Source organism: Pedobacter sp. AW31-3R, from assembly GCF_052180285.1.
Lineage (GTDB): Bacteria > Bacteroidota > Bacteroidia > Sphingobacteriales > Sphingobacteriaceae > Pedobacter.
Window position 1 is genome coordinate 4,683,297 of the sequence record NZ_CP197475.1, and the last position, 26,522, is coordinate 4,709,818.

The window sequence follows — 26,522 nt, forward strand, 5'->3', positions numbered from 1 at the left end:
GAATGATCACTTAACGGAGTGCCTGTTCCAGGTCAGCCAGAAGATCTTCGATATCCTCTACCCCAACACTCAGGCGCAACAGGTTATCTGTTACCCCTACCTTTTCCCGTTCCTCTTTAGGAATAGAGCCATGGGTCATCGTTGTTGGATGGTTAATCAAGGATTCTACGCCTCCCAAAGATTCCGCAAGGGTAAATACCTTAAAAGAAGAAGCAATCCTGAAAGTTTCTGCCAAATCTGCTCCTTTTAAAGTAACAGATACCATACCGCCAAAACCACGCATCTGTTTTTTAGCAATATCATGGTTAGGGTGGTCTTCAAAACCAGGCCAGTAGATCTTATCGATCTTCGGATGGTTCTTCAGGTAATGGGCTACCTTTTCGCCATTTTCACAATGCGCTTTCATCCGCAGGTGCAGGGTTTTGATTCCTCTCAGGACAAGGAAAGCATCCTGAGGTCCCGGTGTAGCACCGCAGGCATTGTAGATAAACCATAGATTTTTGTACAATTCATCATCATTCAACAGCAATGCTCCCATTACCACATCGGAGTGGCCACCAATATATTTGGTGACAGAATGCATGACAATGTCAGCACCTGAATCAAGCGGATTTTGCAGGTAAGGTGAAGCAAAAGTATTGTCGACAGTCAGCAGAAGTCCTTTTTCTTTCGTGATTTTAGCGATCCCTTCAATGTCAACGATCTGCATTGTTGGGTTGGTAGGCGTTTCTATCCAGACCAGCTTCGTTTTCTCATTGAGATAAGGAAGAATATTTTCCGGTTTAGACAAATCCAGGAAATGGAACTTAATCCCATACTTCGCATATACTTTCGTAAAAATACGGTAAGAACCACCATACAGATCATTCCCGGTGATCACTTCATCACCGGGAATCAACAAACGCATCACCGCGTCGGTCGCGCCCATACCAGAAGAAAAGGCAAGGCCATGTTTTGCATTTTCCAGTGCAGCAAGGCATTTCTCGAGAGCCTGACGCGTTGGATTAGTACCTCTTGAATATTCAAACCCCTGATTTTCACCCGGAGATTTTTGTGCATATGTCGACGTTTGATAAATCGGGGTCATGACTGCTCCTGTTGATGGATCAGGCTCCTGTCCCGCATGTATAGCTTTGGTTGCAAATTTCATTTCTCTATTTTTTGAGCTTGGTCATCACCGTTCAGGATTAAAATAAAACCGTCCTGCGGACTGAATACTTATTTTAATCCTGTCGGGCTGGTACCTTCGCTAATTAAATTAATCCGGCTTAGTAAGCACGGGCAAATAAAACACGTTGGATAGATGGTTTACCGGAGTAAATACACACTCCATCTTCGAGTTTATTATCTAACGGAATACATCTGATGGTAGCCTTCGTTTCTTCTTTTATTTTTTGTTCAGTTTCCGGCGTACCATCCCAATGGGCAGAAATAAAGCCAGCTTTCGTATCCAGCAATTCTTTCAGTTCATCGTAGGAATTGGCTTCCGTGATATGTTCAGTGCGGTAATCTGCAGCTTTGGCATAGATGTTACGCTGAATATCTTCCAGCAGGTTAGAAATATAAATCTCCAGTCCTTCCTGCCCTACTGTACTTTTTTCCCTTGTATCCCTGCGTGCAATCTCTACGGTACGGTTTTCCATATCACGTCCGCCAATAGCAATACGCACAGGAACACCTTTCAATTCGTATTCTGCGAATTTGAATCCCGGACGCTGGGTATCACGGTCATCATATTTCACGGAGATGCCAAGGCGTTTTAACTTCAGCACCAGTTCATCGACAAAAGCGGTAATATTTTTCAGGTCTTCCTCTCCTTTATGGATAGGAACAATCACCACCTGTATAGGGGCTATTTTTGGTGGCAGGACTAAACCGGCATCATCACTGTGTGCCATGATCAGTGCACCGATCAGACGTGTGGAAACTCCCCATGAGGTAGCCCATACGTGTTCAATTTTACCTTCCTTATTGGTGAATTTCACATCAAATGCTTTGGCGAAATTCTGTCCGAGGAAATGTGAAGTTCCTGCCTGCAATGCTTTACCATCCTGCATCAAAGCCTCAATACAATAGGTATCCAGTGCCCCGGCAAAACGCTCATTGGCAGTCTTTCTTCCTTTAATTACCGGAAGTGCCATCCAGTCTTCTGCAAAATCTGCATAAACATTGAGCATTCTTTCTGTTTCCTCGATCGCTTCCTGTTGTGTGGCATGGGCAGTATGCCCTTCCTGCCATAAAAATTCTGCAGTACGCAGAAAAAGACGGGTACGCATTTCCCAGCGGACGACGTTTGCCCATTGGTTCACTAAAATAGGCAGGTCCCTGTAGGATTGAACCCATCCTTTATAGGTATTCCATATGATGGTTTCGGATGTTGGCCTTACGATTAATTCCTCTTCCAGTTTGGCTTCCGGATCGACAATGATGTTGCCTTCTCCGTCATTTTTCAGGCGATAATGTGTCACAACAGCACATTCTGTCGCAAATCCCTCTACGTGGGCAGCTTCCTTGGAGAAAAATGACTTTGGAATGAATAACGGAAAATAAGCATTACTGTGTCCTGTATCTTTGAATTTCTGATCTAAAACCGACTGCATTTTTTCCCAAATGGAATAGCCATAGGGCTTTATGACCATGCAACCCCTCACTGCGGAATGCTCAGCAAGATCTGCTTTTATAACAATGTCGTTATACCACTGGGAATAATCCTCGCTTTTACTTGTAATACCTTTGCTCATAACTGATTGGAACGTTTTTTGTGTTAAATAACTTGTATGATAGATCACAAATTTATAAATTTATCGCTACAATATTTGTTAAACACACAAAGAACTCACATATTATGAAACCTAACCATTTATTTACCAGCATGCTGGTAGTTACGGCAATCGCCGTTTCTTCCTGTTCTGTGCCTCAAATGGCCCAGCAATCGCGGAGTGATGATGACGTTTATGGCTCAACAGCGAGAGCCGTTGAATATACACGTCCTGTTCCTGTGGAATCATCGGAATACTATGATGATGCCGAGGACGACGGAGATTACTACGGTAGCAGTGACCTGTACGCAGACATGAGCTATTCCTCAAGAATTAACAGATTTTACTATGGCAGTCCGTTCAGGAACTATTATGATCCTTTTTATGGAGGCTATTCACCTTATTATTCCGGTTTAGGCTTTGGCATGGGCTGGGGCGGTTACGGTGGCTGGGGTTCAGGATTCGGCTGGGGTTCCGGTTGGGGCTTAGGACTTGGCTATGGCTGGGGCGGTTATGGCGGCTGGGGTTCAGGATTCGGCTGGGGCGGCTTTTATGATCCATTCTATTCTCCATGGGGATGGGGTGGTTATTATGGCGGACTCTGGGGCGGTGGCTTCTACGGAGGCGGCTGGGGCTGGGGCGGCGGTTTTTATGGCGGTCGTAGCAGATACAGTACTTACAGTCCAAGAACTGGCAGAGGTTTAGAGAACAATATCTATTCACGTGGTGGGTATAACGGTACAGGATCGAGAAGATACGATGCCAATGGAAACACAATATCCGGCCGCAGATCAGGCGTAAGCTCAAGGTCAGCTTCAGGTAACAGGACTTATGAGTCAACTGGCTCGAGAACAAGATCTGTTGGACAACAATCTTCAAGACCAAGCAGAGAAAGCTATACTCCTTCAAGAAGTGAAGGCAGGTCCTATTCACCTCCGGCAAGTTCTGGCAGATCTGGTGGCGGCTTTAGCGGCGGTGGCAGATCTGGTGGCGGTGGTCGCGGTGGCAGAAATTAATAATGTATCTAAAACACTAAATGAAAAAATTTATACAACTCCTGGTACTCGCTACAGTAGCGAGTACAGGTAATATTTATGCGCAGGCCATTGCTGGGGACGCATTACGCTTTTCCCGTACAGATTATGGTAGTTCCGCGCGTTTTAAAGGTTTAGGAAACGCACAAATCAGTTTAGGTGGAGATATCAGTTCCATTGGCGGTAACCCGGCCGGACTTGGTATGTTTACCCGTTCAGAGTTCAGTATCACTCCTGAATTTAATGGCGTTCAGTCCAATGCTTCTTACCTTGGTCAAAATACAAAAACTACTAAAAACCGCTTAAACCTGAATCAGGCAGCAGCAGTATGGTACAACCCTATTGTTAAAGCCAAAGGATCGGATTTAAATACCGGTTTAATTAGCTTTGTTGGAGGAATAGGATACAATAGAAATAATGATTTCAGTGGAGAGTTTAATTATAATGGTGTGAACCAAAATAACTCTTTCGCCGATGACCTTGCACAACGCGCGAACGGTTATTCTCCGGCGAATCTTCCCGGTGTGCTCAATATGGCGCATAATAGCTTTCTGATTGATCAGCTGACAGGTCAGACACAATACGCACCTGCGACCAGTTTACCAAATACACAGAACAGTAGCGATCTGAGATCAGGATCAACATCCGAATTGAATTTCTCTGGTGCCTTGAATTTCTCTAACAAATTTTATCTGGGAGGTAGCATTGGTTTTGTTAGCGTTCGCTATCAGAATGATCGTCTTTACAGAGAATCAGGTTCTATCATTGATCCGGGTACTGCACAGAATCCGACCGAGGACAACCCGCAATTGGGCAGGGATTATGACCTGGCGTACAGATCCAGTCAGAATACAGATGGTGCCGGTATCAATGCTAAATTGGGTTTAATCTATAAACCTGTCAATGAAGTCAGAATTGGAGCTACTTTCCAATCGCCTACATGGATGCATTTTGAAGAGACTTTCGATGAAGTACTTGATGCTAACTTTTCACAAAACGGAAACCTGATGGAATCTGTTCGTAATGATATAGATTATACCGATTTCAACTATAACCTGCGTACACCTTATAAAGGTTCCGTAGGTGCAAGTGTGATCTTAGGCCAGAATGCATTGATTTCTGCGGACGTGGATTATGTCGATTATGGTTCGACCAGATTATCTGTGAGTGATGGTTTCCGTGATATCATTAATGACAATAACGCTTATATTAAACAAAACTATACCAGTGCCATCAACTACAGAGTCGGTGCGGAATATAAAATAGATAAATTTACCGTTAGAGGTGGTTATGGCGTAAACGGTACTCCTTACAAATTTGATGATGACAACCTTTCTCAGATTAAATATTATTCAGGTGGTATAGGATACAGGGTAAGCCAATATTATGTTGACCTTGCCTACCAGCGTCAGGAAACACACAATACTTTTAGCCCATATGAACTGGATAATGCTGATGAGATTCCACAGGCAGCAGTGAAAGTGGCAAGAAATAATGTATTTTTAACTGTAGGTATAAGATTCTAAATAGAATTCCACACAAAATATTTAAGAGGCTGTATCATAAATCATGATCAGCCTCTTTTTTTATTTATAGCTTCTGTCTCTGCTTATTTTTTATAACATTTTTTCGCAGCACTATTGACACAATTATTTGATTTTCATATATTTAATGTATTAAAACACACTAGATATGGCAATCAGAGAACCCGTATTTAAGCCCTATAACCAACAGCAGATTCTTGCCATTCCGCCCACTCTTGATGAATTAATTCCTGATTCCCATCCTGTTAGAGTTGTAAATGAGGTGATTAATAAGATTAGTATAGAACCTCTTCTAAAAGCCTACCACATTAAAGGCAGTTCCAGCTATCATCCCCAACTTTTGCTTAAAGTTCTGGTTTATGGTTATCTCACCAATATCTATTCGAGCCGTAAGCTGGCTGCCGCTTGCCGTGAAAGCATCTACTTTATGTGGCTGAGCTCCATGAGCTACCCAGATCACAATACCATCAACCGTTTCCGGGGTGTACGCCTGAAACATGCCCTTCGCAGTGTATTTGAGGATGTGGTAAAACTACTTGCCGCTGAAGGCTTATTAAGTATTGAGGAAATCAATACCGACGGGACTAAGATCGAAGCCAGTGCCAACAAGTACACTTTTGTCTGGAAGAAATCCATTCAGACCAATAAGGAAAAAATGAAAAAGCAGCTGACCCACATTTGGGAATATGCGCAACAGGTGGCCAGTGATGAAGACAAGATGCCTGAGCCGCCTGATTTTAAACAGATTGATAGTGAGAAGGTAAAGCAAGCTGTAGAGCAGCTGAATGAAAAGCTTGCCGGGCAGAAAGATATAGACAAGAAAGTGAAGGATAAGCTAAAGTATGTAACTAAAAATTATCCGCAGAATATAGCCAGATATGAAGCTCAGGAGGCTATTTTGGGCGAGAGAAACAGTTATAGTAAGACAGATACAGATGCTACTTTCATGCGGATGAAAGAAGACCACATGAAAAACGGACAGCTGAAGCCCGGCTATAATGTACAGATATCTACCTCTAACCAGTTTATCGTCAATTACACGATACATCCCAACCCAACCGACACGACTACCCTGAAGATCCACCTGGAACAACACGTAAGCAGCTTTGGAAAAGCACCAAAGAAACTTACAGCAGATGCAGGCTATGGTTCTGAGGAAAACTACCAACTGCTGGAAGATCAGAAAGTTGAGGCTTTTGTGAAATATGGCATGTTCGATAAACAGCAGAAGGGTAAGTACAACAGCAAATCTCCTTTTGGGGCAGACAAACTTTTTTATAACCAGCAGCAGGATTGTTATATCTGCCCAATGGGCCAGCAAATGCTCTCAATCGGGTCTTACACAAAAAAGACGACAACAGGCTTTAAGCAAACCCTTAAAAGATACCAGGCAAGGAATTGTGAAAACTGTCCTATGAGAGCAGTTTGCCATAAATCAAAAGAGAACCGCATCATTGAAATCAATGAAAACCTGAACAGGCTTAAGCAAAACGCATTCGAAAAGCTGAACAGCGAAGAAGGAATACAGCGGCGAAAGAAACGATGTTATGATGTAGAACCTGTCTTCGGAAATATCAAACAGAACCACGGGTTCCGCCGCTTTAGGCTCCGTGGAAAGGAAAAAGTGGCCATCGAATGGGGCTTACTCGCAATTGCACAAAATATCAGAAAAAAAGCAGCCTAAAAGAGCTGTTTCATTGACCTTTTTCAAAATCAGATGACTAAAATGCAAATGAACGCGTTGGTGTCCAGAGATGGTACAAAACTTACCCATCATAAAAAAAGGCTGCATCATCTAATTTGATACAGCCTCTTTTTTATGTATTCTCTTTCCTGGATTTGTCAGTAACAAGAATCAGGGTTTCTCTTCAGATTATTGTTCTCACCCGGTTAGTGGTACCTAATTAATCTTCTGGAAAAACACAAGTAAACTCCAGCTGTTGCCATTATAAATTAAACCTTTTCAAATTCTGCTCTACCTGTTTATCCATGATCAGTTCCGGCGCATGGTGTGGTTTTTTCCTGGCATCAATAATTAATGGCCCCCTGCATCCCCAGTGTTTATCTTTTATGAAAGCATCAATCCCACTAATATCCGTTGCGGGATTGCTTCTCGTGAAAGTCACCCATACGAAGTTATTGATGTTTTCAGCTGTAAAAGCTGCATCATCACACCAAACCATCAGGGCAATCCCTTCAAGGGACTGACTTTTCAGGTGCTGGTCAAACAGTTCAATTTCCTGTCCCGCAGCAGCTGCGCTGACATAGGCTGGAGCAGTAATGGCCATTACCCCCGGCATCACCATTGCACAGGCAGTGAAAGGTTCAGGAAGCGTAAAACCGACTGGTATTTCCGCACGAAGTTCTCTCTGTACCTCTCCGGCGGCGGCAAACACCACTTTAGATCCGCTATTCAATCCTTCACCACTATAATCAAGGGTATCTATGGTGGTCTGCGTATGGAAATGCAGGTCTCTCGTTAAATCTATGCGCGACAGGATATGCTGTAAAAATATTCCAATATCATGGGTATCCAGCTGTTCATTGTCTTCACGTGCAGCAATAAACAGGTATTTGGCCAGACTCAACTGGTTTTTGCCCAGGATATGGTTGGCTATGGTTAAGATTTCCTGTGGCCTGCGGCCCTTCAGGTATGGGGTGTATCTTTCACTGCCTATGGCAAAAAGCAAAGGGTGTACACCTGCGGCATCCACAGCATTTACCTCTTTTAAACCATGAATTTCCTTCGGCAAGGCTGATCCGGTAATTTCATGAATCAGTGCCCCAAAACTGGTATCTTCCTGCGGGGGGCGCCCCACTACCGTAAACGACCAGATGGCATCCTCACGATGATAGACATGATGAACTTTCATCAAAGGAAATGGATGTGTCAGGCTGTAATAACCTAAATGATCTCCAAATGGGCCTTCAGGTTTTGTTTCATGTGGATATACCGTTCCCGTAATGATAAAATCTGCATCGGCAGACATGCAAAAACCTTCCTCATCATAAAAATACCTGAACCGGCGATTTCCCAATGCACCTGCAAAAGTCATTTCAGATAGCCCTTCAGGTAAAGGCATCACCGCAGCCAGGGGATGTGATGGAGGCCCACCAACGAAGATGCTCACCTTTAAAGGTAAGCCCTTTGCATTGGCTTTCGACTGATGAATTCCGATGCCGCGGTGAATCTGGTAGTGCAGCCCTATTTCCTTATCTTTAATATAATCGTTACCCGCCAATTGAATCCTGTACATGCCAAGGTTGGCATTCATGATCCCCGGCTTGTCGGCATCTTCAGTATACACCTGTGGCATGGTCACGAAAGGCCCGCCGTCCATAGGCCAGTTGACAATCTGGGGCAACTGGCTGATGGTTGTTTTCCTGAAAACAGATTTGAACAAACTTTGCTTCATGGGCAAAGCAGACAATGCGGTGAGTCCTGCGCCGGCATAACCCAAGGGGTTCTTCATGGCTTTAACAGGATCAGACCTTAAAGAGACCAGTTTCTCTACATTCGGCAGACTGTCACGAAACATGAACTTTGATCTTTCCAATGTTCCGAATAGATTGGATACCGCAGGAAAAGGACTGCCTTTAACATTCTCAAAAAACAATGCAGGTCCCTTTTGTTCATATACCTTTAAATGTATAGCGGCCATCTCCAGGTAAGGATCAACCTCTTCTTTAATGCGCAATAAATGACCGTGTGCCTCTAAATCGGCCACACATTCGGCTAAACTTTTATATCCCATGAGCACCAAAGGTAGTCAGAATTCTGATTTTTACTTTGTCTTTAAACACAAAAAACCGTGTCCAAGGGCACGGTTTTTACATTCCAAAAGGAAATTCCTCTTATTTCTTCCCTGCGAATGAACGTAACATCCAGGTATTTTTTTCTTTGAACTGCATAAATCTGTTCACCATGTCATTCGTACCATCATCACCTGCATCAGCAGATGCTTCCAACAGCTCACGTTCCAACTGGATCAGGTGGGCCATGTCTCCAAGAATAGCATCTACCATCGCCAGATCCTGTAAACCAATGGTATTGATCTCCTTAATTCCAGATTCTGCAATATAATCTTCGAAACGGCTATGCGGTGGTTTACCCAATGTAAGTACACGCTCAGCAATTTCATCAATTTTCAGTTGTGCATTGGTATACAACTCTTCGAATTTAACATGTAAAGTGAAAAAATTCTGCCCTTTGATATTCCAGTGGCATCCCCTTAATTTCTGATAATGAATATGGTAATTTGCGAGATAATCATTCAGCAAATCGACAACAGGTTTCACTTCTTTTTCAACTAAACTAATTTCTTTTGCATCCATTATATTTTCGTATTTTATTTTAAAATTTTAATCTGTACTTACATAACAAATATACTTCATGATTGGTTTTTAAAAAAGATGTACTGACATAATAGAGCCATATAATTGTCGTTTATTATTCAAAATTGAGCCTCTTATTTATTATTCGTATTATTGCGCCATCAAAATCAAAACACAATTAATGCAGAAATATTATATCCTGGTAATATTAGCCATTTCCCTGAATTTATCTACCGCCAAAGCAGATCATTTAAGAGATTCAATTGGCGTTGAAAATTTAAATGGCAAGAAGCTGATCTTACATAAAATTGATGCTAAAGAGACTTATTACTCCCTTGGAAGGCGTTATGGTGTGAGTCCGAAAGACATCATGGCCTTTAATGACAATAAGTATTTGCAGATTGGTGTCTTAATCAAAGTGCCAACACAAATTCCTTTTGCAGGAACGACCAATGTAAAACCGAATGCCGGAACAGTAAATACTCCTCCGGCTGGTACAGTGAATAACACTCCTGCTGTTTCAGCCGATGGAAATGTAACCATCATTGAACACAGTGTACAGCGGAAAGAGAACCTGAATATGCTGGCGGAGAAATACGGAACTACTGTAAACGAGATTAAACAGCTGAATAACCTGAGAACAATTAACCTTCAGATTGGACAGGTATTGAAAATTCCTTCAAAAACCGGGAATGCAGAAGAAGGTACGGCGCCGGATACAACGGTAACGGCCCAGACTCCTCCTCCTTCCAACGGCACCTATTCCCCTGTTCAGATCCCTGAACAATACAGGAAACAAAAAGGGGTTAAAAAACCGGATACGCCACCTGTAAAAGAAGAAAATCAGGAAGAGTTTCTGAGCCATATTGTTGCTTCCAATGAAACGATGTATTCCATCGCTACGAAATACAACCTGACGATGGACCAGCTGAAAGCTAAAAATAACCTTTCCGGCAATTCCTTGTATGTGGGACAAAAGTTATTGATCAGGGGACAATACCCGGAACTGGATTTAAAAGGGGATGATGATGATGACAATGAACCTGATTCCCTGGGATCTGTTAAAAACCCAAAGCTGAGACTGCCTCCAAGCCGCTACGGACTGAGCCAGCTTGATGAAAAAGGTACTGCAACATGGATCACTGATCCTGACCTTGATCCCTCCAAAATGCTTGTACTGCACCGTACAGCTCCTGTAGGCACGATCATGAAGATCACAAACCCGATGACCAACAGGTCGACCTTTGCAAAGGTGATCGGTAAATTCACTGAAAATGCATCGACAAAAGATGTGATCATTGTCATGACGAAAGCCGTGGCAGATGCCTTAGGCGCACTGGATAAAAGATTTTTTTGTAATTTAACGTACAGCGGACAAGCGAATGAAGAACAATAAGCCATATATAATTGGGGTTGCGGGTGGTAGTGGTTCAGGAAAGACTTTTTTCCTCAAATGTTTTCTTCATCATTTTACGGCTAATGAAGTTTGTCTGATCTCTCAGGACGATTATTACCGTCCTAAAGAAACACAAAAAATAGATGAGAACGGCTGGATAAATTTTGATCTGCCTGAAGGTATCAATGATGAGAAGCTGCTGGAAGATTTAAAACTGCTGATTGATGGTGGTTCAATCGAAAAAAAAGAATATACCTTCAATACCGATGAAGAAAATGCACGTTTATTAAACATTTCAACTGCGCCTATTATTATTGTGGAAGGCCTGTTTGTTTTCCACTATCCTGAAATAGCAGCGCTGTTTGACCTGAAGATTTTCATGGATGCGGATGAGGAAATCACGCTCAACCGCAGAATATCCAGGGATGAAATAGAACGTGGTTATACCCGTGATATGGTGATGTATCAATGGGTAAACCACGTAATGCCTGCCTACAAACAATACCTGCTTCCTTATAAAGATTCCTGCCAGAAGGTCATCATGAACAACAGACATGTTGCCGATGATATTATCATGATCTCTAAAGAGATTTCTGACGAATTAAAGGAGACTGCACTGGCCAGATAAGGCTTAATTTAAATCCATTTCTTTAACATCAGCCTCAGCGAATAATTTCCCTGAGGTTGACTGTTTAATAAAATCTACGCTGACCCCGGGAGCACGTTCGATTAACCTGAAACCACCTTCCGGCAATACATCCAGTACGGCGAGTTCAGTCACAATTTTCTTTATACACTTCAGCCCGGTCAGCGGTAAGGTACATTCCGGCAGTAACTTGCTCTCCCCCGCTTTGTTGATGTGCTGCATGGCCACAATGATATTCTTTGCCGAAGCTACCAGGTCCATTGCCCCACCCATTCCTTTAACCATCTTACCGGGAATCTTCCAGTTGGCAATGTCTCCATTTTCGGAAACTTCCATTGCCCCCAGGATAGTCAGGTCAATTTTCTGGCTCCTGATCATGCCGAAACTCATGGCCGAATCAAATATGGAAGATCCGGGTAAAGTCGTGATGGTCTGTTTTCCGGCATTGATCAGGTCGGGATCTTCTTCTCCTTCAAAAGGAAAAGGCCCCATTCCCAGTAGGCCATTTTCCGACTGCAGGACTACGTTAATCCCCTTAGGGATATAATTAGCCACCAATGTGGGTATCCCTATGCCCAGATTGACATAGTAACCATCTTTTATTTCTTTCGCGATACGTTTCGCTATTGCATTTTTATCTAACATGGGGTATTGATTTTTGTAGGGCGCTGACAGTGGTAGAATGATAACATCGACTGTAGCGCATAAATTGCCAAATGATTAATTGCGGGGTCTTACGGTGCGTTGTTCTACCCGCTTTTCGTAGTCCTTCCCCTGGAAAATCCGGTGCACATATACCCCAGGTGTATGGATATGGTCAGGATCCAGTGTTCCGGCCTCTACCAGCTCCTCTACCTCCGCAATAGTGACCTTCCCTGCCATGGCCATCAGCGGATTGAAATTGCGGCTGGTGGAGCGGAAAATAAGGTTTCCTGCAGTATCCCCTTTCCAGGCTTTCACCAGGGCGAAATCTGCATCAAAGGCATATTCCATGAGGTAATCCTTCCCATTAAAATTTCGTACTTCTTTTCCTTCAGCTACTTCGGTACCTACCCCTGCAGGGGTAAAAATTGCTGGCATACCATAACCGGCAGCCATACAGCGCGTGGCCAGTGTGCCCTGTGGAATCAGGTCTACTTCCAGTTCGCCGCTAAGCAACTGCCGCTCAAATTCAGCATTTTCACCTACATAAGAAGAAATCATTTTTTTTACCTGCCTGGTTTTCAGCAGTAATCCGATGCCAAAATCGTCCACCCCGGCATTATTGGAAATGCAGGTCAGCTGCTTTACTCCTTTTTTTACCAATGCGGCAATACAATTTTCGGGTATGCCACAAAGGCCAAACCCACCGAGCATGATTGTGCTGCCATCTTCGATGTCACGGATAGCCGTATAGGCATCCGATACTTGTTTGTTGATCATTATATTTGGTTTGGGGGCTAAATTATAGAATTATTTAGAGATTCAGCTAATTTTATAAATATAGCCCCCGGAGGCCACTACAGGAAGGATATCAATTGAAATAGACATAGGTGATCCCATCACCTCCCCTATCCGCATGTTCATCTTCTACCCTGTTTACTTCGCGGTATTTCCTGAGGTATTCCCGGATGAGTTTCCTCAGGATCCCATCGCCTTTCCCATGGATCAGCTTTACAAATGGAAAACCAAGCATGATCGATTTGTCCATATATTTCTCTACTTCCTGAATCGCATTTTCGCCACGCATTCCACGCAAATCCAGTTCCGCAGTAAAACTTCCTATCGCATCAGATATCCGTCCGGAGAAAGAATTGCTTTGCACTACCTTTTTTGCCTGTTTGTTGCTGATCTTTTGCACCCGGTTTTTCTTGACCACAGACCGCAGGTCGCCCAAAGCCAGGACCAGGTTATCCCTGTTAATTTCGAGCACGACACCTGTGGTTTCACTGTTTAACAGCTGAACCCAGTCGCCCACCTCAATAGCCGTAGTCAGTGGTACAGGTTTCTCCGGTTTCTTTTCCTCTTTGACCTGGTGCTGAACCAATTCCTTCTGCAGATTCTGCCTCAATTCTTTGGTCGCAACCTTATCGGCCTGATTTTCCTTGATCCCTGCAATCGTATTCTCTACCAGCTTGTTTGCATTTTTAATAATGGTCTGCGCTTCCAGCTTTGCCTCTTTGATCAGCGTCTTCCTGTTTTCTTCCAGGAATAACTTCAGCTTCTCATTCTCGGCCACCAGATTTTTCACCTTATTCTGCTGGTTGGACAGGTTGACTTTCGTATCGTAGATCTGCTTTTTTTCCCTTTCCAGGTCGACCAGCAGGCTATCAATCCTGTTTTGGTTGGTACCTGTTTTTTCACGGGCAAGGATCAATACCTCTTTCTGTAAACCAATATTCTGCGCAATCTCAAAAGCATAGGAACTTCCGGGTTTCCCGATTTCCAGTACATAGAGCGGCTTCATCTCATGGTTATCAAATAACATCGAGGCATTTTCCAGTCCCGGTGTATTTCCTGCAAATAATTTAAGATTCGAATAGTGGGTGGTAATCACCCCGCGTACTTTCTTATTATTCAGGACTTCAAGGACTGCTTCTGCCATAGGCCCGCCGAATTGAGGGTCGGTACCTGTACCAAACTCATCAATCATTACCAGGGTTTTTGGTGTGGCATGCGCCACAAAATGCCTCATCTTCTTTAAATGGGCACTGTAGGTACTTAAATCACTTTCGATAGACTGATCATCGCCAATATCCGCAAAGATATTATCGAAGATCCCCACCTCACTGGACTCATGCACAGGAATAAGCAATCCCGTTTGCAGCATCAGCTGCAGCAGTCCGACGGTTTTCATACAAACCGACTTCCCTCCTGCATTGGGACCGGAAACCAGTACCACCCTTAAGTTTTCATTCATATGAATGTTCAGCGGCACCACCGTTTTCCTGTCTTCTTTAAACGACAGGAACAAGAGCGGATGCCTGGCATTCACCAGCTTTATTCTTGGCTCTGCCACAAGGACAGGCATATCAGCTTCAACTTCTATGGCAAACAAGGCTTTGGCCCTCACAAAATCAAGTTTGGTAAGGAAACCATGGTAAGACAACAGCAGCGGACCAAAAGGCCGCAAATCGTCCGTTAAGGCGATTAATATCCTGATGATCTCCCTTCTCTTGTCAAACTCCAGGTCCCGGATCTTATTGTTTAAGGTGAATACCACTTCCGGCTCCATGTACACCGTTTGTCCGCTGGCAGACTCATCATGAATAAACCCTTTTAACTTGCGTTTGTTTTCCGCAAGAATAGGGATACAGATACGGCCATCCCGTATGGTCAGACTTCCATCAGCAACCCAGTTGCTGGCCACAGCCTGTTTGTAGATCACATCCATGCGTTTGCGCACTTCCTGTTCACCTTTGGCAATATCGCCTATAATTTCCTGTAGTTTCAGGGAAGCATTGGGTTTAATTTTCCCCTTTGCATCCAGAACTGTCTCTATTTTTTTAAGGATATTCTTTTCTACGGGAAGGTGCTCAAAAAGTGCTTCCAGGTTGGGATAAATATCTTTCCGCTCATCAAAAAAACGAATCACTGAAAAAACCGTCTGCAGGGAAAGATAGATCTGGAAGACTTCTTCCTCCATCAGGTAGCTGCCCTCCACCCGTATCTTTTCGGCCAGGGTTTTAATATCAAAAAAAGCACTGATCTGCAATGGTTCCTGGTTCTCCAGGATATTTTTGAATTCTTTGGTTTGTCTTAAAAACTTATTGATCTGGTCATACTTATTCATGACCTGCATTTTGCCTACCATATATTGTCCCATGGGACTCAGGCAATGCTTATAGATCAGTTGCCTGACTTCATTGAAGCCAAGTCTATCTAAACAATTATCGGGATATATCATTCTTATTTAATCTCTACAGCGGTTTTCTCGCTTTTAAACTTCCGGGCATCAATTGCTTTTTTCGGATTCATTACCTTCTTGCGGTTGATTGCCTTTTTGAGGCTGTCTCTTTTATTCTTTATGGTATTAATTTTTTTCAGGCTGTCTGTTTTCCGCTTCTTCAGGCTATCCGCTTTGGCTTTTTTCAGCTCAGCAGGCCGTTGAAGCAAAGCATTCACTTTGGCCAGGCTATCTTTCGTTTTCTTGGCAGCGCGATCCCTCTTACCTGTTTCAAGCTTCGCTTTCTTCTCCGCTATTTTATCCAGGCTATCCTTTGATTTCTTCAGGCTTACCGTTACCTTATTGTAAATGCTCCCCAATACATCGGGATGTGCATAGTAGTAGTCCATACTGCTATTGTACTTAGCCGAATCTATGCCAAACTTCCTGTACACCCCTTTATAATAAGAAGCGGCTACGATTTTAGCCGAATCTTGTCGCGGTATAGTCCCAATATATCCATCTGTGACATGGATATCATATAATACTGCTGCCATTTTATCCGGCTGAATGATATCTCCCGGTATTTTAGATTTGCATCCGGCGAGAACTATACACAGCAATCCTATGCAACATAATTTTTTCATTGTGCGTAAAACATTATTTTTTCTTAGCAAATTGAGCTAAGGTTGTTAATTTTACCAAAAATACTGATAAATGAGCATAGCGGACAACTTATTGAAATATAAAAAGGAATTAGAGGGTGAAAATGTAGAACTGATTGCGGTATCAAAATACAATGATGCAGCTGCAATTCTGGAAGCTTATGCTGCCGGACAACGCATTTTCGGGGAAAATATAGTTCAGGAATTGGTCGAAAAACAAGCTGCACTGCCACAGGACATTCAATGGCACCTGATTGGCCACCTGCAAACGAATAAGGTGAAATACATCGCCCCATTTATCTCCCTCGTACAATCTGTTGACAGCCTGAAATTGCTGGCAGAGATCGATAAACATGCAGCAAAAAATAAAAGGGTGATTGACTGCCTTCTTCAGATTTATATTGCTGATGAAGAAACAAAATTCGGACTCGATCATGCGGAAGCTATTGAACTGCTGAGGTCTGAAGAATACCTGGCCATGAAAAATATCCGCATCACTGGTCTGATGGGAATAGCCAGTAACCATGCAGAAGAAAAGCAAACCAAAGATGAATTTCAGGAGCTGAAGTCTCTTTTTGATGGAATTAAAGTGAGTTTCTTCAGAAAGGAAGACTCTTTTAAAGAATTATCGATGGGGATGTCTGGCGACTATAAACTGGCTATTGAAGAAGGAAGCACCATGATCAGGGTTGGCAGCAACATCTTTGGCGCCAGAAAAATTAAACACTACAAGGCCTGATAAGGGAATTGGCCTGAAATAAAATTGATCAGATGGATATTGAATTGAGATTTGCCGTAAAGGAAGATTGCCCCCGCCTATTAGAGCTCATACATGAACTTGCTGTTTATGAAAAGCTGCCCGATGAAGTTACGGTCACACTTGAAGAGTTCAGCGATGCAGGATTCGGGGAAACACCCGTATGGAAAGCTTTTGTTGCGGAAAATGGAACAGAGATTGTAGGTTTTGCACTTTATTACACCAGATACTCTACCTGGAAAGGTTGCCGGTTGTATCTGGAGGACTTCCTGGTCACCGAAAGCGAAAGAGGAAAAGGAATTGGAAAGCTCCTTTTTGAGCGGGTGATGAAAGAAGCAAAGGATAAAAATTATAATGGGATGAACTGGCAGGTATTAGACTGGAACAGTCCTGCAATTGATTTTTACCATAAATATGCAGCAGAAATTGAGTCAGGCTGGCTAAATGCCTCCTTTAGTAAAGAACAAATTCAGCAATCATGAAAAAAATAGCCGCATTGATACTTGTTACCGGACTATATGCTTGTAACAGTGAGAAAAAAACGGACAAAGTGGTCGATTCTGCTCAGTCTGCAGTCACACAAATCCCGGACTCCTTAACGTACAGCTATGATTCTGTGAAAGTATATGGCAATCCGAAAGTCTCTAAAAATGAACTGGTCACGGATACTGCCAAGGCAGTTATTGTGTATCCTGTATTTTCAGATGCGGCAGTGAATAAATTTATAGAAGACCGGGTAACCGGCATGTCTGGTCAACAGGGCCTGTATAAAACTTATAAGGATGTTGCAACCGGATTTATCAAGGAATTTAATGCCTACCAGGCGAAGAATGCCGATGCCGGACAATCCTGGTTTGAGGATATAGACCTGAAGGTTACAGCAAATCATCCCAGCTACCTCTCTATCCTCTTTACCTATGTTGATTATAAAGGTGGTGCACATCCGAATACCCTGTTCACCTATCTCAACTACAATCCAAAGACCTATCAGACCATAACCCTTGATTCCCTGATTACCAGTGATGGAATGCCTAAACTGAGGGCTGTTGCAGAGCAGATCTTTAGAAAAAATGAAAAACTCGCACCTAAAGCCAGCCTATCTGAAGGTTATTTCTTCGCTGAAGGTGTTTTTTCACTGGCAGAGACCTTCACTGTCACTAAAGAAGGCTTAAAGTTTCTTTATAACCCCTATGAGATCAAACCTTATGCATCGGGTACAACCGAACTGATTGTTCCATTTGCAGATCTCAAAGACATTCTAAAACCCAGTTCTATCTTAGTCAACTTTAAATAAATTATGGAAGTATATAAATTTGGAGGTGCTTCTGTGAGCAATGCCAATGCAGTAAAAAATTTGGTAAGCATCATCCAAAACACACACAAAAACAACCTGCTTATTGTGATTTCAGCAATGGGCAAAATGACCAATAAACTCGAAGAGCTGACCAATGCCTATATTTTCGGACAGGATAATACCTACGATTTACTGGAAGAAATTAAAGCCTACCATTTTATCATCCTAAATGAGTTATTTGACGACCATAGTCACCCGGTATTTAATGATATTGCCAATACCTTTGTGGAGATTGAATGGTTACTGGATGAAGAGCCAAATGATGCCCCTGATTACATTTATGACCAGATAGTTTCCATTGGGGAGATCCTCTCTACCAAAATCGTTGCAGCGTACCTGAATAAGGAGGGAATTTCATCCACCTGGGTAGATGCGAGAAATTTCATCAAAACAGACAATTCGTATAAAGAAGGAAAAGTAGACTGGAAAAAAACAGCGGTGGAAATAGAGAAACACCTTGTGCCCCTGCTGGAGAAATCTATTGCCATCACCCAGGGCTTTATTGGCAGTACGAGTGAGAATTTCACCACGACCCTTGGGAGGGAAGGATCAGATTATTCAGCAGCCATTTTCTCTTCCTGCCTGGATGCCGCTGCACTGACCATATGGAAAGATGTGCCCGGAGTGTTAAACGCAGACCCAAAATGGTTTGCCAAAACGGAACGTATTCCGCAGCTTTCCTACCATGATGCAATTGAACTGACCTATTATGGTGCGACAGTCATACATCCTAAAACCATAAAACCACTGCAAAACAAGAATATCCCTTTGTATGTCCGCTCTTTCCTAGATCCTGCAGGTGAAGGTACCGTGATCAACAATGGCAACAATCCCCTTCCTGTAGCCTCCTTCATTTTTAAAGTGAACCAGGTATTGATTTCCATTTTCCCGAAGGACTTTTCTTTTATCATTGAAGAGAATTTAAGCGATATCTTCAGCTTGTTCCATAAACACAAGGTAAAAGTAAACACGATGCTGAATTCTGCGATCAGCTTTTCTGTGAGCGTGGATAACGATACAGAAAAGATCAAAAACCTGATTGAAGATTTATCCATTCTGTACAAGGTAAAATATAACAATGGCCTGGAATTGGTAACGATACGGTATTATAACCAGGAAACAATTGAAAGGGTTACGGTGGACAAAGATATCCTGCTGGAAGTAAAGAGCCGCCATACCTGCCAGATCGTCATGAAAGATAAAGGAAACATTGAATAAAGAAATTTTAGATAAAACCGTTCAGGAATATATCTGTGCACACTTAAATGCCGATGTACATCAGGTTGCTATGGCTAAAAGTCCATTTGCAGGTATAACCGGCCCGGAACTGTCCAACCAGATCGCAGCGAAAAAAAAATGCATTAAAAAGCTACCGGTCTGGTTTAATACCGCAAATATCTATTATCCACCATTGCTCTCTGTAGAACAATGTTCTTCAGAAGTTACGGCTGCCTATAAAGCGGGACTGGCAACCGGAGATTCATTGATTGATCTTACCGGGGGATACGGGGTGGACAGCTATTATTTCTCCAAGACCAATACGGCAGTCACCCATTGTGAAATCAATGCAGAATTATCTGGCATAGCCCGTTATAATTCCACATTGCTGGACCAGGACAATACCAGGTTTTTAGCCGTTGATGGGATCAGGTTCCTGAAGGACTCCGCAGCGACTTACCAAACCATCTATATCGATCCTGCCCGCAGAAGCAGTGCTGGTAAAGTTTTTATGTTGAAGGACTGTACGCCGGACGTAATAGAGAATTTAGATTTGCTGCTCTCCAAATCGGCACGTGTAATGATTAAAACAGCCCCATTACTAGACCTGAGTGCAGGTTTAAGAGAGTTGAGGTGTGTAGAAGAAATCCATATCGTCAGTGTAAAAAACGAATGCAAAGAATTGATCTGGATTTTAAAAGAAGGATACGATGGAAAAGTCAGGATTACCAGTACAACACTGAATACTGAAGAAAAACACTTCTCTTTTTTAAGAGGCGAAGAAGTCTCCGCTATTCCCTATGGATCACCTGTACTTGGCCATTTTCTATACGAACCTGATGTAGCCTTATTAAAAAGCGGTGCTTTTGAACTGATAGCCGAAACTTATGGACTGCATAAACTGGACCATCAAACCCAGCTTTATGTCTCCAGTGAAATCAATACGGCCTTTCCAGGCAGGATATTCCGAATTGAGCAGCTTTTATCCTCAGCAGATCTAAAGAAAGACAGGACCCTTGTTGGGAATGTGATTGTGCGAAATTATCCGGCAGAAGCTGCTGGGCTCGTGAAAAAGTTTAAGATAAAACCAGATGATAAACTCTTTATGGTGTTTACCCAGACTAAGGGAATGGGAAAAATGGTGATAAAAGGCACGATTATCCAGCACTACTAAGCAGCCTTTCAACCGATATTCTCCTGCGGCATAGTATGATGATCTAGCAGGAACACTTTCAATCTATCAAGAATACCCTCTGTTGCCCGTTCTGATTCTTAATTTTTTAAGCAAAACAGTAGAAGAATTGAAGCCCTCCAGAATCAGGAAGGCTTCAATAGTTGTTGCGTAAAGAGCTAGACTTTCCTTACTTTAACAGCTTGCAGGCCTTTTTTACCTTCAGCTATTTCAAATTCGACGTTATCATTTTCCTGAATGCTGTCTATACCCCCTAAAACATCCTTGAAGTGGACAAAAATATCTTTGTTTCCTTCATAAATAATAAAACCATACCCTTTTTGTGTATTAAACCATTTTACTTTCCCGGTATTCATAAAATTTCAATGTATAAATTAATATTTCCTCTAAGTTTTCAACTATATCAAACTTAAATAAAAACAATAAGTTTTTAAAATTATTTATTAGGTTGGGGAGTGGTTCTTAAGTAAGGTTTAATAATTTTATGGCCTTTGGGAAATTTGTCCGCTATATCTTCAGTCTTAATGCTGTTCATCACCACAACATCCTCCCCGTCATTCCAGTCTGCCGGTGTAGCTACGCTATATTTAGCCGTCAGCTGCAGGGAATCAATCACCCTTAGCACCTCATTGAAATTCCTTCCGGTTGAGGCAGGATAAGTAAGCATTAATTTTACTTTCTTATCGGGCGAAATGATAAACAATGAACGTACGGTAAGCGTTTCTGAAGCATTTGGATGTATCATATCATACAAATCAGCAACCTTCTTATCCTCATCTGCAATGATAGGGAACTCTACAGTCGTCTGTTGAGTTTCATTGATATCATTGATCCATCCGTGGTGTGACTCCACTGAATCTACGCTTAAAGCAATGACTTTAACATCTCTTTTCTCGAATTCAGCCTTTAGTGAAGCAGTCCGTCCCAACTCAGTAGTACAAACTGGTGTATAATCTGCCGGATGAGAAAAAATAACACCCCAGCTATCCCCAAGAAATTCATAGAAATCAATGTCTCCGATGGATGTTTTGGCTTTAAAATTTGGAGCGATATCTCCTATTCTAATACTCATAGTTATATTTTTTAGGTTAAAAATTTAAAATTCTAAATTACGACTAATATAGTAGATAATTATTCAGCTTCAAAATAAAGAAGGCTGATATGACATTTCAGCAAGGTTACTTCCCAATTCACGGTTAAATACTTTTGCCGTATAATCTGCCAGCGGAGGAGTATCGGCTTCATCATGCTGGTGAAGGAAGAAATACACCTTCTCTAATCCATTATCCAGCCAGGTTTTGATTCGTTTGGCCCATTCATCAATCCTGGCGAAATCAGATGCCTGATGCTGGCTTCCATTGCCTACAAACCTGACGAAAAGCTCAGGAATGGTTAACTCCATATGGGCGACATCCCTCCTGCCGGAAACATCTGTAATCACTGCTCCTTTCCGGAGCCGGGTAAATACCTCAAAAATAGCATCACGAACCTCCGGAGTGGAAAACCATTTTTCATGGCGCAGTTCCACAAACACATCCAGGTCTACCGGAAGCGACTTAAGATAGTCTTCCAGCACCCTGACTTGCTGGGGACCAAAATTATCGCTCAGCTGGAGGAAACAGGGGCCCAGTGTCTCTTCAAACTCAGCGATATGACTGATAAACTCATCCGTTGGCCCCTCTGCATTCACAAGCCTCCTGTCATGGGAAATCACCTTCGGGAACTTCGGACAGAACAGGAATTGGCGGGAAGTATTTTTCAGGGCTTTCAACCGCCACTTCCTTACCTCCTCTATGGCAGGAATTTTATAATACACGGCATTCAATTCAATGGCATTGAAATGCTTCACGTATTCATCCAGAAAGTCTGCAGGTTTTGTCTTAGGAGGATAAATTAAATTGACCCATTCTTTCCTTCCCCATTTTGCGCAGCCGATAAAAAACAGGGGATTATCGGCGGGTTCACCTTTTAATACTTTAACATTGCGCTTACCCTCTTCCGGTAAACTAAAACCCACAGCATTGACTTGCTCTGGCAATACTTTTCCAAACTCCATATTCAGCTGCTAAATTGATCTGTAAATATCATTAAAAATTGACCAGTACAATCCTTTATTTGATACCACGGTATCAAACTAAAAACCCCGAAACCAATTTATTGTTTTCGGGGTTTTCAAGAAAATTAGCAATCTTAGTTGTACATAGAAATCCTAATTATATACTTTGATCATGTACACATAATCCTGTATTTTATCTATCTGGCGGGTTCTTTTCAGTCCCTGAAGCGGGTTCTTTTTAACAGGTGCTGTTTTTTTACCCAAGGAATCCTGGGGAATGGAATTCAGTGCTTCCAGGACATATTTAGATTTTACGGCAAAGGTAGCTCCATCCACCTGATTCTCTTTAGCAGTGATCACTCCAATGATGTTTCCATAATTGTCGAGCAAAGGTCCACCACTATTGCCCGGATTGATAGGAATAGATACCTGGTACTGGGTAGTATCACCTCCATGTCCGCTTTTCGAACTGACATAACCTTCACCGAAAACGGCATCATCCTTAGGGAAACCCAGTGTATATACATTTTCTCCCATACCACTATTGTACTTTTTCAGTTTATAAGGGATATTTGATAAATGGATAAAGCTGTTGTCAATAATCTTCAGGATAGCAATATCGTATTGTGGATCACTAAAGGCCACTTTAGCCTTAAATGATTCTCCTTTATTGTTTTGTACATATACAGAATCCGCATCTTTAACCACATGGTAACTGGTACACAAATAACCATTCGAAGTTAAGGCGAAACCGGTTCCGCCAAACTTGGCAGCGATCACCGGGCCACGCGGAGGGATAGTAGCGGAGTTAAACTTCCTGACCAGTTTATTCTGGCTATTTTTAATAATGGCCACTTCCCTTCTCATCAGGTCATAGGTACCATCCTGGCTCTTTCCGTTAAAATGGGAATACAACGTGAATACGGTCAACAGCAGGAACGAGGCCGCTACTGCTACTGCCGACTTATTGTTGCGCCAGAAATTTATAATAAATGAAGGGTGTGGTTTCAGTTCTTCCGTCAGTGTGTCTACATCGATCTGGGTATGTACCTGATCAAGCTTCTGTTTCAAAGAAAGCACCTGTCCATATTGCTGCAGGGAATCCAGGAAAACCTTATGTGCAACAACTTTATGGTCAATTATGGGATCTTTAGCGCGTAACTGCTCGAAAGCCTCTGCTTCACCGGCACTAAGCCTGCCCTGCAGATAATCTTCAATAATACCTTCTAATTCTATTTCGTTCCTCATCACCTCTTACAATTGAAAAAATAATTTCTTTAATCTCTGCAGACACTTGTACTTCTGGGTTTTGGCATTATCCGTATTGGTATACCCAAACTTCTCACAAATATCCTGCATGGAGAGATTATTAATATAAAAATCCTGAATAATAGTCTTACAGGGTTCCCCCAGGTTTAACAATGCCGACCCCATCTTCTCAAACTGGAGATCCTTTTCTTCATGGTGTTCTACGTCAACTTCAATAGCAATGATATCTTCAAAATCGGCAATGTTATTGGTCTTCTTACTCTGCTGTGAAAGCTTCTTCAACCAAATACGCCTGCAAACTGAATATATATACGTCTTAAGTTTACTGCTTAACTCAAAATCTCCCCCTTTAATTTTATTGTAAAGGATAATAATCGCTTCCTGATAAACGTCTTTTGCATCGTCTTCATCACCATTATTATTCAAAATAAACTGCAAAACCATCGGAAAATGACCAATGTACAGTCTATTTAAGGCATCTTCAGAGTCATTTAGTATCCCTAAAACGATCTCTCTATCTGTTGGAACTGAACTGCTTAACTTCTTACTCAATATTAATACATTTATGCGTGAATGGTAACCCAATATTAGGCAAAAAAATAATATTCATTTTTTTTTTAAATAGCTGGGTTACCTTTTATTATTTGTGGTATTAATCTGTAAAATTAATTAATTATTTTAAACAGAATTCAAATGAAAAACTTATTCAAATTTGGCTTTTTAGCTTTAGCAATCTCTTTATCAGTAGCAGCTTGTAACTCAGAAAAAACAGGTGAAGCTACAGATACAACTGTAACTGATTCTTCAACTATCGTTACTGATGTTGATACTACTGTTAAAGATTCAACTGTTAAAGATACTACTGTAACTGCAACTACTACTACTGTTGATTCAGTAAAAAAATAAGCTAAATAAGCTTTAATAAAAAGGCTTTGGTTTACTCCAAGGCCTTTTTTTATGCCTGAAATTTAGGTGTTATGCTATTATATATAGCTACCTGGCAGCCAAAAACTACTATTTTCTTCTGAATTTGTTACCTTTGCAGCTGTAAAAATTTCACATACATGAATTTATCATCACTACAAGCGATATCACCTGTTGACGGCCGTTACAGGAACACGACTAAAGAACTTTCCAACTATTTCTCGGAATCGGCACTCATCAAATACAGGGTATACGTTGAAATCGAATATTTCATCGCTTTATGTGAAACTGGTGTGACAGGGCTAGGCCAGTTCGACAAAGCAAATTATGCCAGACTTCGTGAAATATTCGATTTGTTTACTGATGAGGATGCACAGGAAATTAAAGAAACAGAGAAAATAACCAACCACGATGTTAAGGCGGTTGAATACTTCATCAAGAAAAGATTTGATCACTTAGGTCTGCAGGAATTTAAAGAATTCATCCATTTCGGACTGACTTCCCAGGATATCAACAATACGGCAATCCCTTATACTTTTAAACTGGCCTTAAATGAAGTCTATTATCCCCAGATTACTTTACTGGTGGATAAACTCAAAGCGCTTGCGACCGAATGGAAAGACATTCCCCTCTTGGCACATACCCATGGGCAACCTGCTTCTCCAACCAAACTGGGCAAAGAGTTTCTGGTATTTGCAGAGCGTCTGGAAATCCAGTTGAATACCCTTAAAAATATTCCGCACAGTGCAAAATTTGGCGGTGCAACAGGGAATTTCAATGCACACCATATTGCTTACCCAACGGTGAACTGGATCGATTTCTCTAATCATTTTGTGAATGAGACACTGGAATTAAACCGTGCACAACATACGACACAAATAGAGCATTATGACCAGTTTGCCGCACAATGTGATGCCCTGAAAAGGATTAACAATATCATTATAGATTTAGACCGTGACATCTGGGCCTATATTGCCAAAAATTATTTCAAGCAGAAAATTAAAGAGGGCGAAGTAGGATCTTCTGCCATGCCCCATAAGGTAAACCCAATTGATTTTGAAAATGCGGAAGGAAATGCTGGCCTTGCCAATGCACTTTTTGAATTTTTCGCGGCTAAACTTCCTATTTCACGCCTGCAGAGGGACCTTACAGATTCAACGGTATTAAGGAATGTTGGCGTTCCAATGGCCCACACCGTGATTGCCATTACTTCTACATTGAAAGGCCTGAATAAATTACTGCTGAATAATGAAGTCATTGCGGCCGACCTTGAAAATAACTGGGCCGTAGTTGCTGAAGCTATCCAAACTGTATTGCGCAGGGAAGCCTATCCAAATCCGTATGAAGCCTTAAAAGATCTTACACGTACAAATGCAAAAATTACAGCAGAGACCATGGCTGAATTTATCGACGGATTGAAAATAGATGAAGCAGTTAAACAGGAATTGAAACAGATTACTCCTTTTACTTATACAGGTGTGTTTTAATATTTAATGACCTAAAACAGA

At 42.0% G+C, this 26,522-nt stretch carries 25 protein-coding genes; 12 read left to right on the plus strand and 13 right to left on the minus strand.

The annotated features are described in order from the left end of the window. Positions 1-10 precede the first annotated feature (10 nt). Both ACSBL2_RS19220 and proS read right to left on the minus strand, forming a co-directional pair. On the minus strand, positions 11-1,150 hold the full coding sequence (locus ACSBL2_RS19220; protein WP_442588179.1) for a cystathionine gamma-synthase: 1,140 nt from the start codon (positions 1,148-1,150) through the stop codon (positions 11-13). Positions 1,151-1,268: 118 nt separating this feature from the next. Continuing rightward, positions 1,269-2,741, minus strand: coding sequence for a proline--tRNA ligase (proS, locus tag ACSBL2_RS19225; RefSeq protein WP_442588180.1), 1,473 nt, complete (start codon positions 2,739-2,741; stop codon positions 1,269-1,271). 104 nt (positions 2,742-2,845) lie between these two features. Between proS and ACSBL2_RS19230 the strand changes: the two genes are divergently transcribed. The 3 genes from ACSBL2_RS19230 (at position 2,846) to ACSBL2_RS19240 (ending at position 7,021) form a co-directional block, all read left to right on the plus strand. Further along, positions 2,846-3,775 (plus strand): hypothetical protein, encoded by a 930-nt coding sequence (locus ACSBL2_RS19230; RefSeq protein WP_442588181.1) that lies wholly within the window; start codon positions 2,846-2,848, stop codon positions 3,773-3,775. 20 nt (positions 3,776-3,795) lie between these two features. Beyond that, positions 3,796-5,319: an OmpP1/FadL family transporter gene (locus ACSBL2_RS19235; RefSeq protein WP_442588182.1), complete on the plus strand. Its 1,524-nt coding sequence runs from the start codon at positions 3,796-3,798 to the stop codon at positions 5,317-5,319. A 166-nt stretch (positions 5,320-5,485) separates the two neighbouring features. Beyond that, positions 5,486-7,021: an IS1182 family transposase gene (locus ACSBL2_RS19240; RefSeq protein ID WP_442587651.1), complete on the plus strand. Its 1,536-nt coding sequence runs from the start codon at positions 5,486-5,488 to the stop codon at positions 7,019-7,021. 262 nt (positions 7,022-7,283) lie between these two features. On the opposite strand, the gene ACSBL2_RS19245 is transcribed toward ACSBL2_RS19240, so the two are convergent. Both ACSBL2_RS19245 and ACSBL2_RS19250 read right to left on the minus strand, forming a co-directional pair. Next, a complete protein-coding gene (locus tag ACSBL2_RS19245; protein WP_442588183.1) occupies positions 7,284-9,092 on the minus strand; it encodes a UbiD family decarboxylase in 1,809 nt (602 codons plus the stop codon). A gap of 100 nt (positions 9,093-9,192) precedes the next feature. Further along, the gene (locus ACSBL2_RS19250; protein ID WP_442588184.1) at positions 9,193-9,672 is read right to left on the minus strand and encodes a Dps family protein; all 480 of its coding nucleotides are present in this window, start codon (positions 9,670-9,672) and stop codon (positions 9,193-9,195) included. A 181-nt stretch (positions 9,673-9,853) separates the two neighbouring features. Between ACSBL2_RS19250 and ACSBL2_RS19255 the strand changes: the two genes are divergently transcribed. Beyond that, entirely contained in the window at positions 9,854-11,068 is a 1,215-nt protein-coding gene (locus tag ACSBL2_RS19255; RefSeq protein WP_442588185.1) for a LysM peptidoglycan-binding domain-containing protein, read from the plus strand. Next, on the plus strand, positions 11,055-11,696 hold the full coding sequence (locus ACSBL2_RS19260; protein ID WP_442588186.1) for a uridine kinase family protein: 642 nt from the start codon (positions 11,055-11,057) through the stop codon (positions 11,694-11,696). The genes ACSBL2_RS19255 and ACSBL2_RS19260 overlap by 14 nt, the downstream gene beginning before the upstream one ends. A 3-nt stretch (positions 11,697-11,699) precedes the next feature. Here ACSBL2_RS19260 and ACSBL2_RS19265 read toward each other — a convergent pair whose 3' ends face one another. The 4 genes from ACSBL2_RS19265 to ACSBL2_RS19280 all read right to left on the minus strand — a co-directional run bounded on the left by ACSBL2_RS19265 (position 11,700) and on the right by ACSBL2_RS19280 (position 16,226). After that, positions 11,700-12,359, minus strand: a complete 660-nt coding sequence (locus ACSBL2_RS19265; protein WP_442588187.1) for a CoA transferase subunit B — start codon at positions 12,357-12,359, stop codon at positions 11,700-11,702. Between the two features lie 75 nt (positions 12,360-12,434). Next, positions 12,435-13,136 carry a CoA transferase subunit A gene (locus tag ACSBL2_RS19270; protein ID WP_442588188.1) on the minus strand — a complete coding sequence of 234 codons (702 nt, stop codon included), beginning with the start codon at positions 13,134-13,136 and terminating at the stop codon, positions 12,435-12,437. Positions 13,137-13,227: 91 nt separating this feature from the next. Continuing rightward, complete coding sequence (locus tag ACSBL2_RS19275) at positions 13,228-15,600, minus strand: endonuclease MutS2 (protein ID WP_442588189.1); 2,373 nt, start codon at positions 15,598-15,600, stop codon at positions 13,228-13,230. A gap of 2 nt (positions 15,601-15,602) precedes the next feature. Beyond that, positions 15,603-16,226 carry a DUF4296 domain-containing protein gene (locus ACSBL2_RS19280; protein WP_442588190.1) on the minus strand — a complete coding sequence of 208 codons (624 nt, stop codon included), beginning with the start codon at positions 16,224-16,226 and terminating at the stop codon, positions 15,603-15,605. A gap of 70 nt (positions 16,227-16,296) precedes the next feature. Here ACSBL2_RS19280 and ACSBL2_RS19285 point away from each other — a divergent pair, with 70 nt between their 5' ends. The 5 genes from ACSBL2_RS19285 to ACSBL2_RS19305 are packed head-to-tail and all read left to right on the plus strand — an operon-like array spanning position 16,297 to position 20,747. Next, positions 16,297-16,983 carry a YggS family pyridoxal phosphate-dependent enzyme gene (locus ACSBL2_RS19285; protein ID WP_442588191.1) on the plus strand — a complete coding sequence of 229 codons (687 nt, stop codon included), beginning with the start codon at positions 16,297-16,299 and terminating at the stop codon, positions 16,981-16,983. 32 nt (positions 16,984-17,015) lie between these two features. Next, positions 17,016-17,483, plus strand: a complete 468-nt coding sequence (locus ACSBL2_RS19290; protein WP_442588192.1) for a GNAT family N-acetyltransferase — start codon at positions 17,016-17,018, stop codon at positions 17,481-17,483. Beyond that, positions 17,480-18,295, plus strand: coding sequence for a DUF3298 domain-containing protein (locus tag ACSBL2_RS19295; RefSeq protein WP_442588193.1), 816 nt, complete (start codon positions 17,480-17,482; stop codon positions 18,293-18,295). Before ACSBL2_RS19290 ends, ACSBL2_RS19295 begins: the two co-directional genes overlap by 4 nt. Before the next feature lie 3 nt (positions 18,296-18,298). After that, positions 18,299-19,573: an aspartate kinase gene (locus ACSBL2_RS19300; protein WP_442588194.1), complete on the plus strand. Its 1,275-nt coding sequence runs from the start codon at positions 18,299-18,301 to the stop codon at positions 19,571-19,573. Beyond that, a complete protein-coding gene (locus ACSBL2_RS19305) occupies positions 19,566-20,747 on the plus strand; it encodes a hypothetical protein (RefSeq protein ID WP_442588195.1) in 1,182 nt (393 codons plus the stop codon). Before ACSBL2_RS19300 ends, ACSBL2_RS19305 begins: the two co-directional genes overlap by 8 nt. Positions 20,748-20,923: 176 nt before the next feature. On the opposite strand, the gene ACSBL2_RS19310 is transcribed toward ACSBL2_RS19305, so the two are convergent. The 5 genes from ACSBL2_RS19310 to ACSBL2_RS19330 all read right to left on the minus strand — a co-directional run bounded on the left by ACSBL2_RS19310 (position 20,924) and on the right by ACSBL2_RS19330 (position 24,642). Further along, a complete protein-coding gene (locus ACSBL2_RS19310) occupies positions 20,924-21,121 on the minus strand; it encodes a cold-shock protein (protein ID WP_442588196.1) in 198 nt (65 codons plus the stop codon). Positions 21,122-21,201: 80 nt separating this feature from the next. Further along, a complete protein-coding gene (locus ACSBL2_RS19315; RefSeq protein ID WP_442588197.1) occupies positions 21,202-21,837 on the minus strand; it encodes a peroxiredoxin in 636 nt (211 codons plus the stop codon). A 69-nt stretch (positions 21,838-21,906) separates the two neighbouring features. Further along, positions 21,907-22,821 (minus strand): DUF72 domain-containing protein, encoded by a 915-nt coding sequence (locus ACSBL2_RS19320; protein ID WP_442588198.1) that lies wholly within the window; start codon positions 22,819-22,821, stop codon positions 21,907-21,909. Positions 22,822-22,974: 153 nt separating this feature from the next. Next, the gene (locus ACSBL2_RS19325; RefSeq protein WP_442588199.1) at positions 22,975-24,069 is read right to left on the minus strand and encodes a S1C family serine protease; all 1,095 of its coding nucleotides are present in this window, start codon (positions 24,067-24,069) and stop codon (positions 22,975-22,977) included. Positions 24,070-24,075: 6 nt separating this feature from the next. After that, complete coding sequence (locus ACSBL2_RS19330) at positions 24,076-24,642, minus strand: RNA polymerase sigma factor (RefSeq protein WP_442588200.1); 567 nt, start codon at positions 24,640-24,642, stop codon at positions 24,076-24,078. A 141-nt stretch (positions 24,643-24,783) separates the two neighbouring features. On the opposite strand from ACSBL2_RS19330, the gene ACSBL2_RS19335 reads away from it, so the two are divergent. Further along, positions 24,784-24,996: a hypothetical protein gene (locus tag ACSBL2_RS19335; protein WP_442588201.1), complete on the plus strand. Its 213-nt coding sequence runs from the start codon at positions 24,784-24,786 to the stop codon at positions 24,994-24,996. A 158-nt stretch (positions 24,997-25,154) separates the two neighbouring features. After that, positions 25,155-26,501 (plus strand): adenylosuccinate lyase, encoded by a 1,347-nt coding sequence (gene purB / locus ACSBL2_RS19340; protein ID WP_442588202.1) that lies wholly within the window; start codon positions 25,155-25,157, stop codon positions 26,499-26,501. Positions 26,502-26,522: the final 21 nt, after the last annotated feature.

Excerpts from the sequence above, each read along its gene's own strand:
- ACSBL2_RS19230 (WP_442588181.1), top strand. The coding sequence starts at position 2,846 with ATGAAACCTAACCATTTATTTACCAGCATGCTGGTAGTTACGGCAATC.
- ACSBL2_RS19290 (WP_442588192.1), top strand. The coding sequence starts at position 17,016 with ATGGATATTGAATTGAGATTTGCCGTAAAGGAAGATTGCCCCCGCCTA.
- ACSBL2_RS19325 (WP_442588199.1), bottom strand. The coding sequence starts at position 24,069 with ATGAGGAACGAAATAGAATTAGAAGGTATTATTGAAGATTATCTGCAG.
- ACSBL2_RS19260 (WP_442588186.1), top strand. The coding sequence starts at position 11,055 with ATGAAGAACAATAAGCCATATATAATTGGGGTTGCGGGTGGTAGTGGT.
- ACSBL2_RS19250 (WP_442588184.1), bottom strand. The coding sequence starts at position 9,672 with ATGGATGCAAAAGAAATTAGTTTAGTTGAAAAAGAAGTGAAACCTGTT.
- ACSBL2_RS19335 (WP_442588201.1), top strand. The coding sequence starts at position 24,784 with ATGAAAAACTTATTCAAATTTGGCTTTTTAGCTTTAGCAATCTCTTTA.
- ACSBL2_RS19275 (WP_442588189.1), bottom strand. The coding sequence starts at position 15,600 with ATGATATATCCCGATAATTGTTTAGATAGACTTGGCTTCAATGAAGTC.
- ACSBL2_RS19310 (WP_442588196.1), bottom strand. The coding sequence starts at position 21,121 with ATGAATACCGGGAAAGTAAAATGGTTTAATACACAAAAAGGGTATGGT.
- ACSBL2_RS19280 (WP_442588190.1), bottom strand. The coding sequence starts at position 16,226 with ATGAAAAAATTATGTTGCATAGGATTGCTGTGTATAGTTCTCGCCGGA.
- ACSBL2_RS19295 (WP_442588193.1), top strand. The coding sequence starts at position 17,480 with ATGAAAAAAATAGCCGCATTGATACTTGTTACCGGACTATATGCTTGT.
- ACSBL2_RS19240 (WP_442587651.1), top strand. The coding sequence starts at position 5,486 with ATGGCAATCAGAGAACCCGTATTTAAGCCCTATAACCAACAGCAGATT.
- ACSBL2_RS19245 (WP_442588183.1), bottom strand. The coding sequence starts at position 9,092 with ATGGGATATAAAAGTTTAGCCGAATGTGTGGCCGATTTAGAGGCACAC.
- ACSBL2_RS19320 (WP_442588198.1), bottom strand. The coding sequence starts at position 22,821 with ATGGAGTTTGGAAAAGTATTGCCAGAGCAAGTCAATGCTGTGGGTTTT.
- ACSBL2_RS19255 (WP_442588185.1), top strand. The coding sequence starts at position 9,854 with ATGCAGAAATATTATATCCTGGTAATATTAGCCATTTCCCTGAATTTA.
- ACSBL2_RS19285 (WP_442588191.1), top strand. The coding sequence starts at position 16,297 with ATGAGCATAGCGGACAACTTATTGAAATATAAAAAGGAATTAGAGGGT.
- purB (WP_442588202.1), top strand. The coding sequence starts at position 25,155 with ATGAATTTATCATCACTACAAGCGATATCACCTGTTGACGGCCGTTAC.
- proS (WP_442588180.1), bottom strand. The coding sequence starts at position 2,741 with ATGAGCAAAGGTATTACAAGTAAAAGCGAGGATTATTCCCAGTGGTAT.
- ACSBL2_RS19270 (WP_442588188.1), bottom strand. The coding sequence starts at position 13,136 with ATGATCAACAAACAAGTATCGGATGCCTATACGGCTATCCGTGACATC.
- ACSBL2_RS19235 (WP_442588182.1), top strand. The coding sequence starts at position 3,796 with ATGAAAAAATTTATACAACTCCTGGTACTCGCTACAGTAGCGAGTACA.
- ACSBL2_RS19315 (WP_442588197.1), bottom strand. The coding sequence starts at position 21,837 with ATGAGTATTAGAATAGGAGATATCGCTCCAAATTTTAAAGCCAAAACA.
- ACSBL2_RS19220 (WP_442588179.1), bottom strand. The coding sequence starts at position 1,150 with ATGAAATTTGCAACCAAAGCTATACATGCGGGACAGGAGCCTGATCCA.
- ACSBL2_RS19300 (WP_442588194.1), top strand. The coding sequence starts at position 18,299 with ATGGAAGTATATAAATTTGGAGGTGCTTCTGTGAGCAATGCCAATGCA.
- ACSBL2_RS19265 (WP_442588187.1), bottom strand. The coding sequence starts at position 12,359 with ATGTTAGATAAAAATGCAATAGCGAAACGTATCGCGAAAGAAATAAAA.